The organism is Winogradskyella flava, from assembly GCF_014243395.1.
Lineage (GTDB): Bacteria > Bacteroidota > Bacteroidia > Flavobacteriales > Flavobacteriaceae > Winogradskyella > Winogradskyella flava.
In genome coordinates, this window is the sequence record NZ_JACLCP010000003.1 from 144,799 (window position 1) to 160,443 (window position 15,645).

The window sequence follows — 15,645 nt, forward strand, 5'->3', positions numbered from 1 at the left end:
CAACTTTTCGACAAGATACATTATATCAACGACAATAAAATAATGTACCTGTGTAAATTTACAATGTTAAATAATCCCCTCTGTAATGATTAACCGTGCTGAAAAATTGAGCTTGCTTTCCGAGATGATTGCTTTTGCCCAAATAGATGATAACATAAAGACTATTGAATATAACTTTCTCTTGAGTATTGCAAGACAATTGGATATTTCTAAGGAAGATTTTGAATACCTCTTTGAGCATCCCGTAACTTACGTCCACTTAAAATCACATAGCGAACGCATAGTGCAATTCCATAGATTAGTGCTCTTGATGAATTTAGATCAGGAGATTTCCCCAAAGCAATTAGTTAAGATTCACAATTTTGGACTACGAATGGGATTGAGTCATGAATCTATTAATCGTGTTTTGGATTTAATGGATAGTTTTCCAAATAAAATTGTGCCGCCGGACTTTTTAATCGATATCTTCAAGGTACAGTACAACTAAGTGAAACTCTGATTTTAAAAGCTTAAAGGCGTATTAAAATTAGTTAGTTGAACTTATGCCGCTGAACAGCGGTATCCCTAATCCAAATTACTTCACCTTTAACTTTTCAAGTTTACTTTGATAGGCTGTAATTTCATCTCTAAAACGCGCAGCTTCCATAAAGTCTAGAGCCTTAGCGGCTTGTTCCATTTGCTTGCGCTTTTCCCTAATTTTCTTTTCGAGTTGACTTTTAGTTAGATATTCGCTCTCTGGCTCTGCTGCGATTTTAGCATCGAGATCGGTTCGGTATGTACTTACTGAATTTTTAGCCAATGCACTGTCCAAACTCTTATTTAATGCCTTAGGCGTAATGTTATGCTCAGTATTATAGGCAATTTGCTTCTCTCGTCGATAGTTGGTTTCATCAATTGTTTTCTGCATACTTTTAGTTATGGTATCTGCGTACATAATCGCCATACCATTCAAATTTCTTGCGGCTCTGCCGACGGTTTGTGTCAACGAACGGTTAGAACGTAGAAAGCCTTCTTTGTCTGCATCGAGAATAGCAACTAAAGAGACTTCTGGTAAATCTAAACCTTCACGTAATAAATTCACACCAACCAAAACATCAAAAATTCCTTTTCTCAAATCTTGCATGATTTCCACACGTTCTAAGGTATCCACATCACTATGAATATAACGGCAGCGTATAGAAATACGAGTGAGATATTTCACCAACTCCTCAGCCATACGTTTAGTTAACGTCGTCACCAAAGTGCGTTCGTCCTTTTCAACACGCGTTTGGATTTCTTCAATTAAATTATCTATTTGATTGAGGCTTGGTCGTACTTCAATGACAGGATCTAAAAGTCCCGTTGGACGAATCACTTGTTCGACATAAACACCTCCAGTTTTTTGCATTTCGTAATCAGCAGGAGTTGCGCTCACATAAATGACCTGATTTTGAAGCGCTTCAAATTCTTCAAATTTCAATGGTCTGTTATCCATTGCAGCAGGCAATCTAAAGCCGTAATCTACCAAATTCACTTTTCTGCTTCGATCACCGCCATACATGGCGTGGACTTGGGAAATGGTAACATGACTCTCGTCCACTACCATTAGATAGTCATCTGGAAAATAATCTAATAAACAGAAAGGTCGCGTACCTGGCGCTCTACCATCTAGGTATCTCGAATAGTTTTCAATCCCAGAGCAGTAACCCAATTCACGTATCATTTCTAAATCGAATTCAGTACGTTCCTTGAGGCGTTTGGCTTCTAGATGTTTCCCAATATCTTTGAAATAATCATGTTGTTTTACCAAGTCATCCTGAATATCTTTTATCGCATTTTGAAGCACGTCAGGAGAGGTCACGAACATATTTGCCGGATAAATATTCAAACGGTCATAACGTTCGATCACTTCATTAGTCATGACATCAAAGGCTTCGATTTCTTCGATTTCATCACCAAAAAAATGAATTCTGAATGCGTTGTTGGCATAACCAGGAAATACATCGACCGTATCACCTTTTATTCTGAAATTTCCATTTTTAAAATCGGCCTCAGTTCTTGAGTATAAACTTTGAACCAGTTGATGTAGTAATTTAGTTCTAGAAATCACCTGATCACGTTCCACCGTAATCACATTCTTTTGAAATTCTACAGGGTTTCCAATACCATATAAACAAGATACCGAAGCCACTACCAAGACGTCACGTCGTCCGGAAAGTAAGGAAGACGTGGTGCTAAGACGCATCTTCTCTATTTCTTCGTTAATCGACAGATCTTTTTCTATATAAACACCAGAAACGGGAATATAGGCTTCAGGTTGGTAATAATCATAATAGGAGACGAAGTATTCTACTGCATTTTCAGGAAAAAACTGTTTAAACTCAGAATAGAGTTGTGCTGCTAAGGTTTTGTTATGTGCCAAAACCAAAGTTGGTCGTTGTACTTCTTCAATGACATTAGCAACTGTAAACGTTTTACCTGAGCCAGTAACACCGAGTAAGGTCTGATACCTTTCTTTATTTTCAACGCCAGTAGCTAATTGCTCTATAGCTTGTGGTTGGTCGCCAGTTGGTTTAAATTCAGATTCAATTTTAAATCGCATATAGCAAAGTTACGCAAAATCCTGTCTATGAATTTTTAGTGTATGTATAATTAAAAAAAATCATTACAGGAAAAGATCGAATGCGAAAGAAGGTAGATTTATTCCACAAATAATCTATATAATATATTGGTTATTTCTGGTAAATCGATTTCCATTAATATCTTATAAAAGTATTAACTTTGCTAGGCTATGGAAAACTTACTTAATAATAGACCTTTCTTTAGGTGGCATCTACTCGTTTCAGCGACTCTTATATTTTGTTTGTTAGCTTGTTCGAAAGAAGATAGTGATACTCCAACTGAAGAAGAAACTGAAGATCCTACAGAAATTACTGATCCGCCAGCGGATGATACTGCTGCCGGCATAATTGGTGACGGTTGGAAGCTCAATGGCTATACGGGTACTTTAAGTGTCGGCTCTACTAATAATGGGCTGAGTTACGCAGATAATGCCAGCACAGTAGAAAGTCATTTCTTTTTTGAAAAAGACGGGTATGCAGCTTTTAAAACCTATCCTGGTAATCCAACTTCTGGTGGATCATCCAACCCAAGAACTGAGCTCAGGGAGCTAATTAGTGGCGGAAGCAACTATTGGAATGGCAATACAAGTATACAGCGATCTATGAAAATGAGAGTTAAGATTGAAAATCTGCCACCATCTGGTAAGCTAGCATTTATGCAGATTCATGAACAAGATGATACTTATGATGATATTATTAGAGTCCAAGTGCAAGGCAGCGTTGGTCAAAGCTCTGGTAATGTCGATTTAAGAATTTTAGGTTACGTTACTGAAGACCTTTTAGGTAGTGGGCAGACTATTAACTTTAGCATGGAACTGGATACCGAGTATTATTTTGAATTGGCTATGCAAAATGGCATTGTGAGATTATTTAATTTAAACGATAGCGGAAATAGAATACAGACTTTATTTGTTTCTGATGATGTTGGCAATGCAGACAATAATTACTTTAAAGCCGGCTGCTATCTGCAATCTACTAGCAGTAGCCATTTTGACTCAAATATTTACGGTCAGGTATTAATTAAGGATTTATCGGTCAATCCCGATGATTAAAAGAACTTAAGGTATTAATCAAGAAGAAAGATATTATTACCGCTTCAAAGCAAAATGCCCGGTAAAGGTTTTTCCATTAAAGAACTTCGCAACAAACCAGTAATCATCATTAGGTAAAAATTCGCCATTATGTTTGCCATCCCATCCGCTACTTGATGGTGTTTGTTTCGAAATAAGTTTGCCGTAACGGTTAAAAATTTGAATGCTTTCTATTAGGCTGAATTGGTCATTAGCACCTTTTATTTGCCATAGATCATTAACGTCATCGTCATTTGGTGTGAAGAATTTTGGAAAGCCTAAAACATATATGGTTTCCTCAACAATACTGCAACCGTTTTTATCTCTTATATAAACAAAATGCGCGCCCGCAGGTATGTTAGTAAAAACGTTATTGTCCTGATAGATGCCGTTGCTGTCGTCTAAGGCATATTCATAATTTCCTTGTCCTGATACATTGATGGTAATTGTATTATTTGGGGCAATACCTTCTACAGTAATAGTTTCGATTATTGCAACTTCTGAGGAATTTACTGTGATTGTTCTATTAGATGAGCAGCCATTTGGATCAGTGACAACCACTGTGTAATTGCCAGCTTCATTTATTTCATTAACGGAAGTATGAACATCTGTGAGTGCGCCATTAAAATACCATTCATAGTAATAATTGTTTGGCAAGTCATCAAGCACTCCCCCGAATATTGTAATAGTCTCAGGAAATGAATTTAGGCAATAGGTCGAGGTGCTATCTCCTTCTAAAACTGGTGTATAAAGAACATTAAGGTTTACGGTACTTATACTATAACATTGGTTGTTACTTTCCACCTTTACATAAATCGTCTGCGAATACGCTATTGTATTTATAAAATTATCGGGAAGTTGGTTAGTTTCACTAAATGCATCAGTTTCGGTTTCATAGTATGTCAATTCTCCATTAGTTGGGATTTGATTGATTATTGAAGCTGTAATGTCGCTAAGCGTGAAATCGCCAAAACCATCAATAATTTCACCATCACAGGCCTCCAGATCTGGAATAGTGATGATGTTATTGGATATTTGTAATTCTAAGGCAGCAACATCAAAACAATTAGCAGCATTAATGACGCGAGCATACACACTTTGAAAAGGTATTGTATTCTGAAAATTGGTTGGATTAGGGATAGGGTTGTTATTATCTCTAGCGTCATTTTCTGAAATGAAAAAGTCTGATATTGCGAGATTAGTGTCATTGTTGGTTAAATCACTTTCAGCATCATAAAGATCATAGATCGTCAGACCATCTTGATTGCTATCACATTCTACTAAGGTAGCATTCTGACCAATAGGATTTGGAGCATATTCAATAACGACCTCTCCATAGGAAGTGCAATTATTTGCAAGCCCAACTTCTACGGTATAAGTTCCAGGTTCTGTCAAGGTATAAGTGCCACAGGTTCCGCAACCCGTTGATGTACCTTGAACAAGAATACCATCCCTGTACCATTCATAGATGTTTTGACCTGCTTGATAAGCGCTTAGTTCTAAGGTTTCATCTTCGCAAAGCGGATTTCCAGTGGCTAATAATCGATTTGAACCCAAATCCGTTGATAATTGAAAACTACCTGCTTCTAAAAATACAGCGGAATCATATCTATAGTTTTGCTCATCCGCTATAACAAGTTTCACATGATAGGATTGATTAGGTACTACAGTTGCAGTTGCAGTAAGTATGGCGGTTTGCCCATTGAAATTAATAGGCGCATTTGTAGCATTGTAATTCCCGAAATACGTTTCGTTTTGAGGTGGACAAACGCCAGGAACACCTGGAGTTACGGTCGTCGCTTTTACAGGAATATTGGTGTCAGGTACCAAGGCAATATTTTCGTATTGACTCTGACCTGCCGTTGGTCTTATAAGAAACCCAAATAGATCAGAAAAATTACAACTATTAGGGTTGTTTTCCTGATATTCTTCAGAAGCAAACATATATCTAAAGCTAATTTGAGAAGCTACTGATGTAAAATCGAATTCTAGAATTGTCGCATTGAATGTATTGGTTTCATTTAATACCATTTCTAAATCGCTATCTCCTAACCAATTAGAGGCATCATCATCACTAAGTGAATTATTTGGCCCAGGAACATTTGCCAACCTTCCCGTGCTTAATACAATACCGTTTTGAAATGGAAAACTGGTACGAGTAGCGTCGAAAAAGCCATAGCTTTGGTCAGAACCGCCAAAATCTCCACCAACAACATTGGTTACCACGACATTGGTAATACAGTCACTATCTATAAGAATATCTTCAATGAGTTGCTGTGGTGTATAGGTTTGACTATCCACTGTCATATTTTGTGAATATAGACATAGAGAACAAAATAAGGCAACAAATAAAAACCCGTGTTTCATCTTTAGCAATAGCGAGTGCTAAGATAAGAATGAAGCTCGATTTAGAATTTATAAAAGATGTTAATATTGAATGGAACTTAACGTCTAACTGCAAAATGCCCTTTGACTTCAAAAGATTGACTGCCACGTTTTACCTCTGCAACAAACCAATAATCACTCGCAGGTAGTTTAGCGCCATTGAGCGTGCCATCCCAACCTGGAGTATCATGTCTTAATGTAGTTAAATGCTTGCCGTAGCGATCAAAAATATAAATGATAGTACCAGGTAGTGTTTCTACACCGACGATGTGCCACGTATCAAACTGACCATCGCCATTCGGCGTCATATGCTTAGGAATGTCAATTACCAAAACCTCTCTAATCGCCTCTGCACAACCATTTAAATCAATAATGGTTACTGTGTGGTAACCCATACCTACATTTTCAAAAACGTTAGATTCTTGTGGTTCTCCATCATCCAATTGATATAAATAATCACCTATACCACTAATCGTAATGGTGATATTATTGGGATCGGAAAAATCTATGACCTCTGTGGCTTCAATAGTTGCGGCTTCGGATTCTGTTACTCCAAAAACACGCGTATTCTCACATCCAAATGCTGAAGTGACGGTTACCCAATAGGTTCCAATTGTTTCAATGTCTATTTCTGGAGTTGTTTCACCAGTTGACCATAAATACTGATCTGAAGGAATATTGGTATTTGCTGAAACAATTAAAGGTATATTATCCAAGCATATAACCTGGTCTTCAATATCTATAATTGGTAAAGGATGTATTATAACTGAAAATTGTGTCACAGCATAACAACCAGAGGTGTTATTTTCAATTCTTGCGAAAATAATCTCAGTATCAAATGCCATATAATTCGTATCTAAAGGAGCATTATTCGCATTGGCTTGTAATTCGGAATTGTGATATGTAATCGTAAAGTTTGATGGATTTTGCCCTCCAAGAATGCTAGAATTTTGAGTGGATAAATCAAATTCTAAAATGCCGTCAAAATCATCATCACAGGCTTCTAAATTGCTAGGCTGATTGGCGATTGGTAAAGGATTGACATTAAGATTAAATTCGTATATAGAGTAACACGCTGTGTTCATATCTTCAGAACGAACAAAAAGTGTATCATTATTAGTTAGGTAGGTGTAATTAGTATCTAGTGCATTTTCATTGGCAATAGCATCGGTTACGTTATCAAAATAGCTGAATAATACATTAGAATTGTCATCAATTAAAACAGTATTGATGTCATTCAAATCAAAACTGTTGTTCTCATTTTCACAAATATTATAGGTCTGAAAATCATTAATGGCCGGAGGTAAATTAACAACAAGTTCAATAGGGACGTATGCCGAGCAGTCCGAAATGGTATTCGTAACCTTAATGTAAGCCGTTTGTGGATTACTAACATTAGTATAATTTTCTGGATCAGCAATTTGGTTACTATTGGCTTCTGCGTCTTCCAAGTTTGCAAAATATGAAATGACAATATTATCTTGTCTTACATCTAGTACATCGAACTCTGCAATTGTGATATCAAATTGCATAAAACCGTCATGATTGGTATCACAAGTAACCAGTGGAACAGATGCATTAACCTCAGGGACTTGTATGACGTTTAATTCAAAAGCTACGATGGAGTTACATATGGTGCCATTGTCAATCTTTGCGAAAATGGTCTGTGGGTTGGAGGTATTGGTAAATTCAAGAGGTAAAGGTTCAATATTATTTTGAGCGTTTGTTTGTGTCAAATAGAACGTAACATCTAAATTTTCAGGCGAACCTTGACTTATTTCAGTAACCTTGGTCGATAGGTCAAAGGTTTCAAAACTATCGTTTGATATGTCATCACAGACAAACCAATCCGTTGGAGTATTAAAAATAGGATTTGTTCCAACCTCAATAGTAAAACTAGATATCCCATAACAATTTTGATCACTTAAATTTTCAACTCTAACAAAAATAGTTTGTGGATTACTCGAATTCTGAAAAGTAATATCTTTATTAATGGCATTATTGCGATTATCAGCGTCGTTTTGATTGAGATAATACAACACCTGCTTATCCAATTGTCCATTCAGTATTTCATCATCTTTTGTGTTGAAGATGAATTCACCGAAGCCATCACTACTGTCTTCGCAATCTTTGTAGTTAGATATCGGTGTTATTACAGGAAGTGTATTGACTATAATCTGAAATGGTTCTATGCTATAACAACCTGTCGAAGTATCTTCAACTCTAATAAAAACGGATTCCGACTGTGCATTGTAATTACTTGTATTGCCAATAGAATTTGTTGAGTCTTCAGCATCCGCTTGATTGGAGTAAAAGCTGATTTGTTTCCCATTTGTATTGCCCACAACTTCTGGTATAACATCTAATAGATTGATGGTTGAAAAACCATCTTGATCATCGTCACAAATGATTAAGTCTGAAGGTGTAGAGGTACTTGGAGCCTCTAAAACCGTGATTTCAAAAGACGTTACATCAGCACAAGTTGTATCATCAGATTGAATTCTTGGATAGACCGTAAACGGATTTGTAGTGTTTGTATATAAAGTTGGTAATACATTGGTATTCGTTAGGGCGTCGTCTTCAGTTAAAAAATAAGTGACACTAAAGCCTTCTTGCTCATCTCTTACTAGACTATCGAATTGAGATAAATCGGTAATAGTTATTCCATCTTGGTCATCATCACAAACGGATTGGCTTATAATGGACTCAAATTCTTGAACAGGAACGAGTTCAAATAGTATTTGAGCAACGTCGTTACAAGTTGGACTTGACAAACTCAAATAGATATCTTGTGGATTACTTGTAGGAATGAAAGGTGTTGTTTGATCCAATGCATTGATTAGATTGTCTCTATCATCCTCAGTCAAATAAAATGCTACCGAAACGTCAGGTATATTGTTAATAATACTCAATGCTATCGAAGTGAGATCGAACTGCTCAACACCATCATTACCAATATCACATATTTTTATATCTCTAATATTAGTCCCAGTTAACAAAATATTAGTGTGAATTTCCACTGGAGTTACTGAGGCACATCCTGTGGAGTTATCTTCGACTCTTATAAATACAACTTGTTCCTCGACATTTATATTTTCGTAATTGGTATCATCTGCTATCGGGTTCACTCCAGAAATGGCATCTTCATTTGTTTCGTGAAAAGTTACGGTAACACCTGTGAGTCCTTGTAATACATCAGGGATGATACTTGTTAAATCGAAGTCTGCAAAACCATCATGATCTAAGTCACAAGCGTCGATATAGTGATCTTGAGTATTTATTACTGGATTATCAAAAATAGTAATATCGAGGTTAGTAGTGCTTATACAGCCAGTTTGTGGATTTCGCACACGTACAAAAACCTGCTCATTGACATTGGTGTTTACGTAAGGCATTGGCAATGGATTAGTTCCTGAAGCTGCGTCTGCTGAAGTACTGTAGTAGGTCACCTCAAGATTGGTTTGTCCATTGGTGATTTCATCATTCTTTACACTTAGATCGATTGCTGTAAATCCATCTGCCGTTTCATCATCACATACGTCCAATGGCGTTGGATCAACGATATTGGGCAATTGATTGACAACTAAATCAAACGTTGAAAACGCCAAACAACCATTGTCTGTATCCTCAATTCTTACAAATATCGTTTGCGGAGTGGTTGTATTTTGAATGGAGCCGATAATAGAGTTGGTTGCGGCTTGTGCATCGGCATTATTATAGTAATAGGATATACTATAATTGGAAGATGGTACCGAAGCCAGAACTTCAGTATCCTTAGTTGATAAATCAAAGATCTCAAAACCATCATTGCTAAGGTCGTCACACAATTCAAAATCCGAAATAGGATCAGAGGTTTGTGTTGAGCTTAATGTAATGTTGATGTCATCTTCAATGATGCATGTACCATCAGCCAAAGGAATTTCTACTTCTACACGATAATTTCCGGTTTGAAGCGCATCAAATATTGGTTGAGTGGCAGTTGGTAACAAAGTATTATTAAAATACCATGCGTAAGCTGCTTGCGGATTTCCAATGTCTGCATCTAAAAGGACATTACTGGCGCAAGTGGAGAAATCCTCACCTAGGTCTACAGATGCATTAAAGCTATTACCTTCGATAAATACGGCTGAATCATAGTTCTCGTCGGTTTGATCGGCAATTATAAGTTTAATTTGATACTCTACATTTGGCTGTATTGTGGCCGTAGCGGAAAGCACAGTCGTTCTGCCATTGTAATTAGTGTCTCCTAAATTGTAACCTTCAAAATAAGCCTCGTTTGAAGCATCACAAAATCCAACAATTTCGTCATGAACGGTATTGGTATTGACTGGCGTTGAGGTACCAGGAACTAAAGCTATATTGGTGTATGAATTACCAGTACCTACTTCACGAATTAAAAATGCAAATCCATCTGAGTATTCACAAGGAAAATTTCCGAAGTATTCTTCTGAAGCTAATATGTAGTTAAATTGAATTTGATTGGCAATTGAAATAAAATTAAACTCAATTGATGTGGCATTTAGTGTTCCTGAAATGCCTAGAGCAGTTTCTAAATCTGGATCAGTTGTCCAACTCGTATTGCCATCATTTAAAGTAGAAGTATTTTCTCCATTTCCAGCAGCATTAGCATTACCAGTTGTTAGAACGACACCATTTTCAAATGGAAAGTCCGATGAACCTCTTTCAAAATACCCAAAACTACCTAAACCAATGGCATTTCCATTGGACGGTGAACTAATATTTGAGACTTCAACACAACCTTGTATCAAAGTGTTTTCAACCAAGTTTTGAGGTGTCACTGTATGATCTACTGTAATTTGTTGAGCATAACAAATACTGCAGAAAGCGCATAGGAATAAGTAGAGGGAACTACGAAAAAAATCCATTAACAGCGGTTAGGTTTAAAAATACAAAGTAGATTAGATTCGGGCTAAAACTTATTTGTACCCATTACAGTGGGAAAAGTAATTTTTAAATAGTTTAAATGCAAAAAAACACGATGAAATACACTAAATGTTAACTTTTGATTGAAGAATACTACCTGTTGGTCATAAAAAAGACCTCTTACGAGGCCTTTTTCCCAAATTGAAATTTCTAAAACATTATGGCCCCAACATAATATTCCTTAACCTGAAACTCAATATCGTTATAGTATTCATTATTGCTTTTATGATAATAATTAAAAGAGAAATCTGTGTTGTAAGTGTAGAGGGATTGTTACTTAAACTATAGTGTCTTTCCTACAAGTTATGAGAAGTCATTTACAGTTCCAAAACAAAAAGATGAACGGATAAAAACCTTAACATTTCTAGTAATTTACGTACACCCAACCTACCATTGGTCGATAGTTGGGGTCATTCAGGTTAAGGATATAATAGTATGTTCCCACAGGAGCAATTTTACCCTTATTATTAAGACCTCTATTAATTTTACCCAACCATGGTTTTTCATTGTTACCTTCAAAAATAATATCTCCGAAACGATTGTAAATTTCGAGTTCGTGCTCCGTAAAGATGTTATAGAGCCCTTGAATGTTAAACCAATCATTAAAGGTGTCATCATTTGGTGAAAAGCCCTGTGGAATTTTAGGAGGACAGTTTTCAATCGTTAAATGAAATTGATAAATATCGTAACAAGGCGGATTCTCCAATCGTACATAAATCGTCTCCGGATCTGAAGAATTGTTATAAGTAGTTGGAATTAAAATAGCATTTGAGGCATTCTCTAAATCTTCAAGGGATAAATAAAATGAAACATCCTCTTCATTGTATTCCAAACTTTCAAGTGCATCAAATAGATCATAAGTTGAAGTGTCAAAACCCTCATTACATCCTATAAGACTTGGCAATGTGACGATGTCTGGCAAGAGCAGTAATTCAACATCTGTAAAAGTAATATTATTGTCTTCATTAGTTTCTGTAATCACACCTTCCATGTTGCCCGTATCATCAACAATAGCCACAACGGTTAAATTGGCATTGGAGTCTTCCGGTACCGTAACCACTATGGATCCACTTTCACTGTCGCCTATATCTATTTCATTTATAGTTTGACTTTGTCCAATCAATAAACCATCCAAATAAAAAGCAATCGGCGTATTAGCTGGCAAAATATCTGTACTATTGAAGTTATTGACAGTATAAAACAGTTCTATGTCGAAATCGCCACAGTTTACAATATAATCGTCAATATTTAGAGTCGCATCTGGTAACTGACTATTAAGCACTGTAATGATGTTGTTTATCATCACAAAATCCTGACCTGAGTTTAGCGCAATGGTAGCTGAAGTATCACCAATGTTGATATTATTCTGGATATTATAAACATCGATATCCATATTATACAAGTCCGTAGCTCCTGTAAATGAATTGGTACCATTAAAAGCGTTATTGGCTGGATTTAACGGAAGATTACTAATCACGTTGCCATTAATGGTTAATTGTTCATTTACAGCTAGAGACCGATCGCCTTCCCAGGCAATAAAACCAATTTTGGCATCTTCATTGTCTAAAACATTGAGGTTATTCAATGTAATGCTGAGAAAAGTTGGTACACTTTGTAAACCGTCGTACACGTTCAATTGGTTTAAAGGTAAATTCTCGTCCTCATAAATCACGGTTATGGCCCAACCACCAAAATTAGTTCCAGAATTACAATAAGACGCAATTACATTAGTAAGATCAAAATCTGAAATGGTATAGGTGCCATTTCCTACTGTGGTTATGATATCTGTAACATCTGCAAAGGCTGCAAAGAACGTGCGCACGTCATCCAATTCATCGCTAAACGTGCGATCTGCGTTAACAGCTGTACCATTTAAAGTAATATCAAAATCACCATTACCAGAACCAGCCCAGTATAGATAAGCTGCTGTAATATTTTGCGTTGCATCAAGATTTAAATTCGCAGAAGATGAAGTGAGAATGGTACAATTTGGAAACGCACCATTTTCCATGATGTTTAAGGTATTACCAATGGCCACATAGTCATACCTACCATTAAATTGTTGAAATAAGGAGATATCTTGTGCTGTTACGAGTTTGATTATCCCAAATAATAGAAAACATAATATGTAATAAGCCTTTTTCAACAGTAAAATTTTATAAGTCTAAGTTACGGTTTTTAATCTATCGCTTTAAACTGAAATGGCTAGTAAAGGTTCTCCCATCCTGTAGTTTCACCTTGAACCAGTAATCGCTTGTGGGCATCCTTGCACCATTGTAGGTACCGTCCCATCCAGGACCTAGGGGATCGAGTTCCTTTAACAGTTTTCCCTGTCGGTCGAATATTAGAATGGAGGAGTTGGCCTGAAAGAGGTTGTTGATGCCCTTGACCTGCCAAAAGTCATTGGTATTGTCGTTATTGGGCGTAAAGAACTTTGGGAACCCAATTACCGAAACGAGCTCTTCGGTTATCCCACAATTGTTCTTGTCACGGACATAAACGGTATATAGTCCTGGCAATACATCCACAAAGGTGTTGCTGTCCTGGTAAGGGCCATCGATATCGTCAAGAGCATATTCGTAGTCGCCCTCACCAGAAACGATGACGGTAATGGAGTTGTTGCCAGAACCATCTACAATATCAACGTCGGTAACCGTGGCGATATTTGATGGTAAAACATTAATGGTCCTGTCCTTGAAGCAACCGTTCGTGTTGGTCACCCTTACACTGTAGTTCCCTGGAGCGTTTACCGCTATGGTCGAGGTATTCTCTCCGGTGGACCATTCAAAGGAATAGTTGCTCGGGGAATCACCTATAACGCCAGCACCCAGCATGATGGTCTCAGGGAAAAAGTTAAGGCAATAGGAGGTCTCGGAATTGGTCTCGATATTTGGTAGCTCAAGAACACTAAGCGCTACTTCACTAATGCCATAACAGGCATTGGCATTCTCGACGCGCGCGTAAATGGTCTGGTTGTAGGGAACGGTATTGGTAAAGGTCAATCCCAAGGGATTGTTCTCCAGCAGTGCATCGAGATAGGTCTCGTAATATTGGAGCTCCAATCCAACAGGTGCTCCAGCAAGTACAATGGCATTGGTGGTGCTGAGCTCAAAGGCCGCAAAGCCGTCCTCGGTACCGTCATCGTCACAGACGGCAAGGCTGGCATTGTTGGACGCCGTCGTGCTCACTTCCAGTGACACCTCACTAAAGTTGACACAGCCCGTAGTGGTATTGGTCACCCTTGCATAGATGCGTTGTGGGTTGAAGAAATTTTCAAAATTGTTACCGTCAATTGCGTTTTCATCATTTTCGGCATCTACTTGGGAAAGATAATAACTTACTGAGGAGTCCGTATTTCCACCAGTAATATTATCGAAAACCTCATTAATATTAAAGTTTGTAAAGCCCTCAGGTATACCGTCCTCATCACATTGAACCAATGACACATCATTAGCAATAGGTTTTTCTGCAACAACAATGTCAAAAGACTCATAGCCTATACAACCTGAATCCATATCTTCAATACGAACAAATATTTCGTTAGGCGTAGGGGCAGTATTTGTATAGCTCACTGGAAGAGGGGAAGCTCCTGTTTCAGCATTTGCTTGATTTAAATGATAGCTGATATTATAATTGGCACCAGAGATTCCGTTAATAATTTCTTGGGTTTTGACGTCAAAATCAAATGTAGTTATACCGTTTTGATCATCACCATCACTATCATCATCACATAATAGATAGATTGTAGGTGAATTAAAATTTGAAAATGTGGTGATATTAATATCAAAATTATTGATGATGAAGCAACCTGTAGTTGTATTCTCTATGCGTATAAAAACAGGTTGAGTGGGACTAGACGAATTGAATACATTTCCTAATGGATTGGCATTGATATTGGCATCACTTTCCGTGCTATGATAACTTACAGCAACATCACTTTCGCTATTTATAATGTCTTGGGTTAATGTTGTAAGATTTATTTCCGTAATGGCATCATCGAAAGGTGCTGAACCATCACAGAGGTCCAAATCTGGTAAGGAGGTAGAATTTGGATTGGCTAAGACAGGATTGGACGGATTATCTGGAAATGTAGCCGTACCTGTCCATTCTAAAGAAAAGGGACTGACGCCAATAGGTCTATCAATAACCAAAAAAAATGTGTCGCCTGCAGCTACATCTAAATCACTGACAAAACTATTTCCAGCAGCTCCAGGGCCTTCTCCTGTTTCCGTTTCGGCACTGCTCATTCCTGTTAAATTATTGCCTTGATTAGCTGCCGATGGATTTGTTGTAGAACAGCGAATGGCCTGACCAATATTACCACAAGATACATTTGGACCAAAAAGAAAGAAATCATAATCTTCAGTAATAGCTGTACTTCCAGGTGTTAATGTAAAAGCTAATGTTCCCGATGTTGCTATAGTTACTTCTAGCCAAATACTGTTGTTTTCCTGACTACTACACCCATTAAGGCCCGCCACTTCTTGAACTCCAATACCACTCACATCTAGGCTAAAACTAGAATTGCCGCATACTGTAACAGCATTTACACAATCATTTGGTTCTTGGGCAATACCTGAAAATGATATGCAAAAGAAAAAACACAACAGAAGTACATTAGGTTTGAAAAAAAAATGTTGTTTCAA

Annotated in this window: 7 protein-coding genes; 2 read left to right on the plus strand and 5 right to left on the minus strand. The window is 37.2% G+C overall.

What is annotated here, in order from left to right; translation table 11 throughout:
* The first annotated feature begins 85 nt into the window (after positions 1-85).
* A complete protein-coding gene (locus H7F21_RS11115; protein ID WP_185789362.1) occupies positions 86-487 on the plus strand; it encodes a TerB family tellurite resistance protein in 402 nt (133 codons plus the stop codon).
* An 87-nt stretch (positions 488-574) separates the two neighbouring features.
* Here the strand turns inward: H7F21_RS11115 and uvrB are convergent, their stop codons facing one another.
* Positions 575-2,581 carry an excinuclease ABC subunit UvrB gene (gene uvrB, locus H7F21_RS11120; protein WP_185789363.1) on the minus strand — a complete coding sequence of 669 codons (2,007 nt, stop codon included), beginning with the start codon at positions 2,579-2,581 and terminating at the stop codon, positions 575-577.
* A gap of 189 nt (positions 2,582-2,770) precedes the next feature.
* Here uvrB and H7F21_RS11125 point away from each other — a divergent pair, with 189 nt between their 5' ends.
* Positions 2,771-3,652: a polysaccharide lyase family 7 protein gene (locus H7F21_RS11125; RefSeq protein WP_185789364.1), complete on the plus strand. Its 882-nt coding sequence runs from the start codon at positions 2,771-2,773 to the stop codon at positions 3,650-3,652.
* A 36-nt stretch (positions 3,653-3,688) separates the two neighbouring features.
* Here the strand turns inward: H7F21_RS11125 and H7F21_RS11130 are convergent, their stop codons facing one another.
* The 4 genes from H7F21_RS11130 to H7F21_RS11145 all read right to left on the minus strand — a co-directional run bounded on the left by H7F21_RS11130 (position 3,689) and on the right by H7F21_RS11145 (position 15,645).
* The gene (locus tag H7F21_RS11130; protein ID WP_246431465.1) at positions 3,689-5,977 is read right to left on the minus strand and encodes a choice-of-anchor L domain-containing protein; all 2,289 of its coding nucleotides are present in this window, start codon (positions 5,975-5,977) and stop codon (positions 3,689-3,691) included.
* A 137-nt stretch (positions 5,978-6,114) separates the two neighbouring features.
* Complete coding sequence (locus tag H7F21_RS11135; protein WP_185789366.1) at positions 6,115-10,941, minus strand: T9SS type B sorting domain-containing protein; 4,827 nt, start codon at positions 10,939-10,941, stop codon at positions 6,115-6,117.
* 422 nt (positions 10,942-11,363) lie between these two features.
* The gene (locus H7F21_RS11140) at positions 11,364-13,145 is read right to left on the minus strand and encodes a T9SS type B sorting domain-containing protein (protein WP_185789367.1); all 1,782 of its coding nucleotides are present in this window, start codon (positions 13,143-13,145) and stop codon (positions 11,364-11,366) included.
* 37 nt (positions 13,146-13,182) lie between these two features.
* Complete coding sequence (locus tag H7F21_RS11145) at positions 13,183-15,645, minus strand: T9SS type B sorting domain-containing protein (protein WP_246431466.1); 2,463 nt, start codon at positions 15,643-15,645, stop codon at positions 13,183-13,185.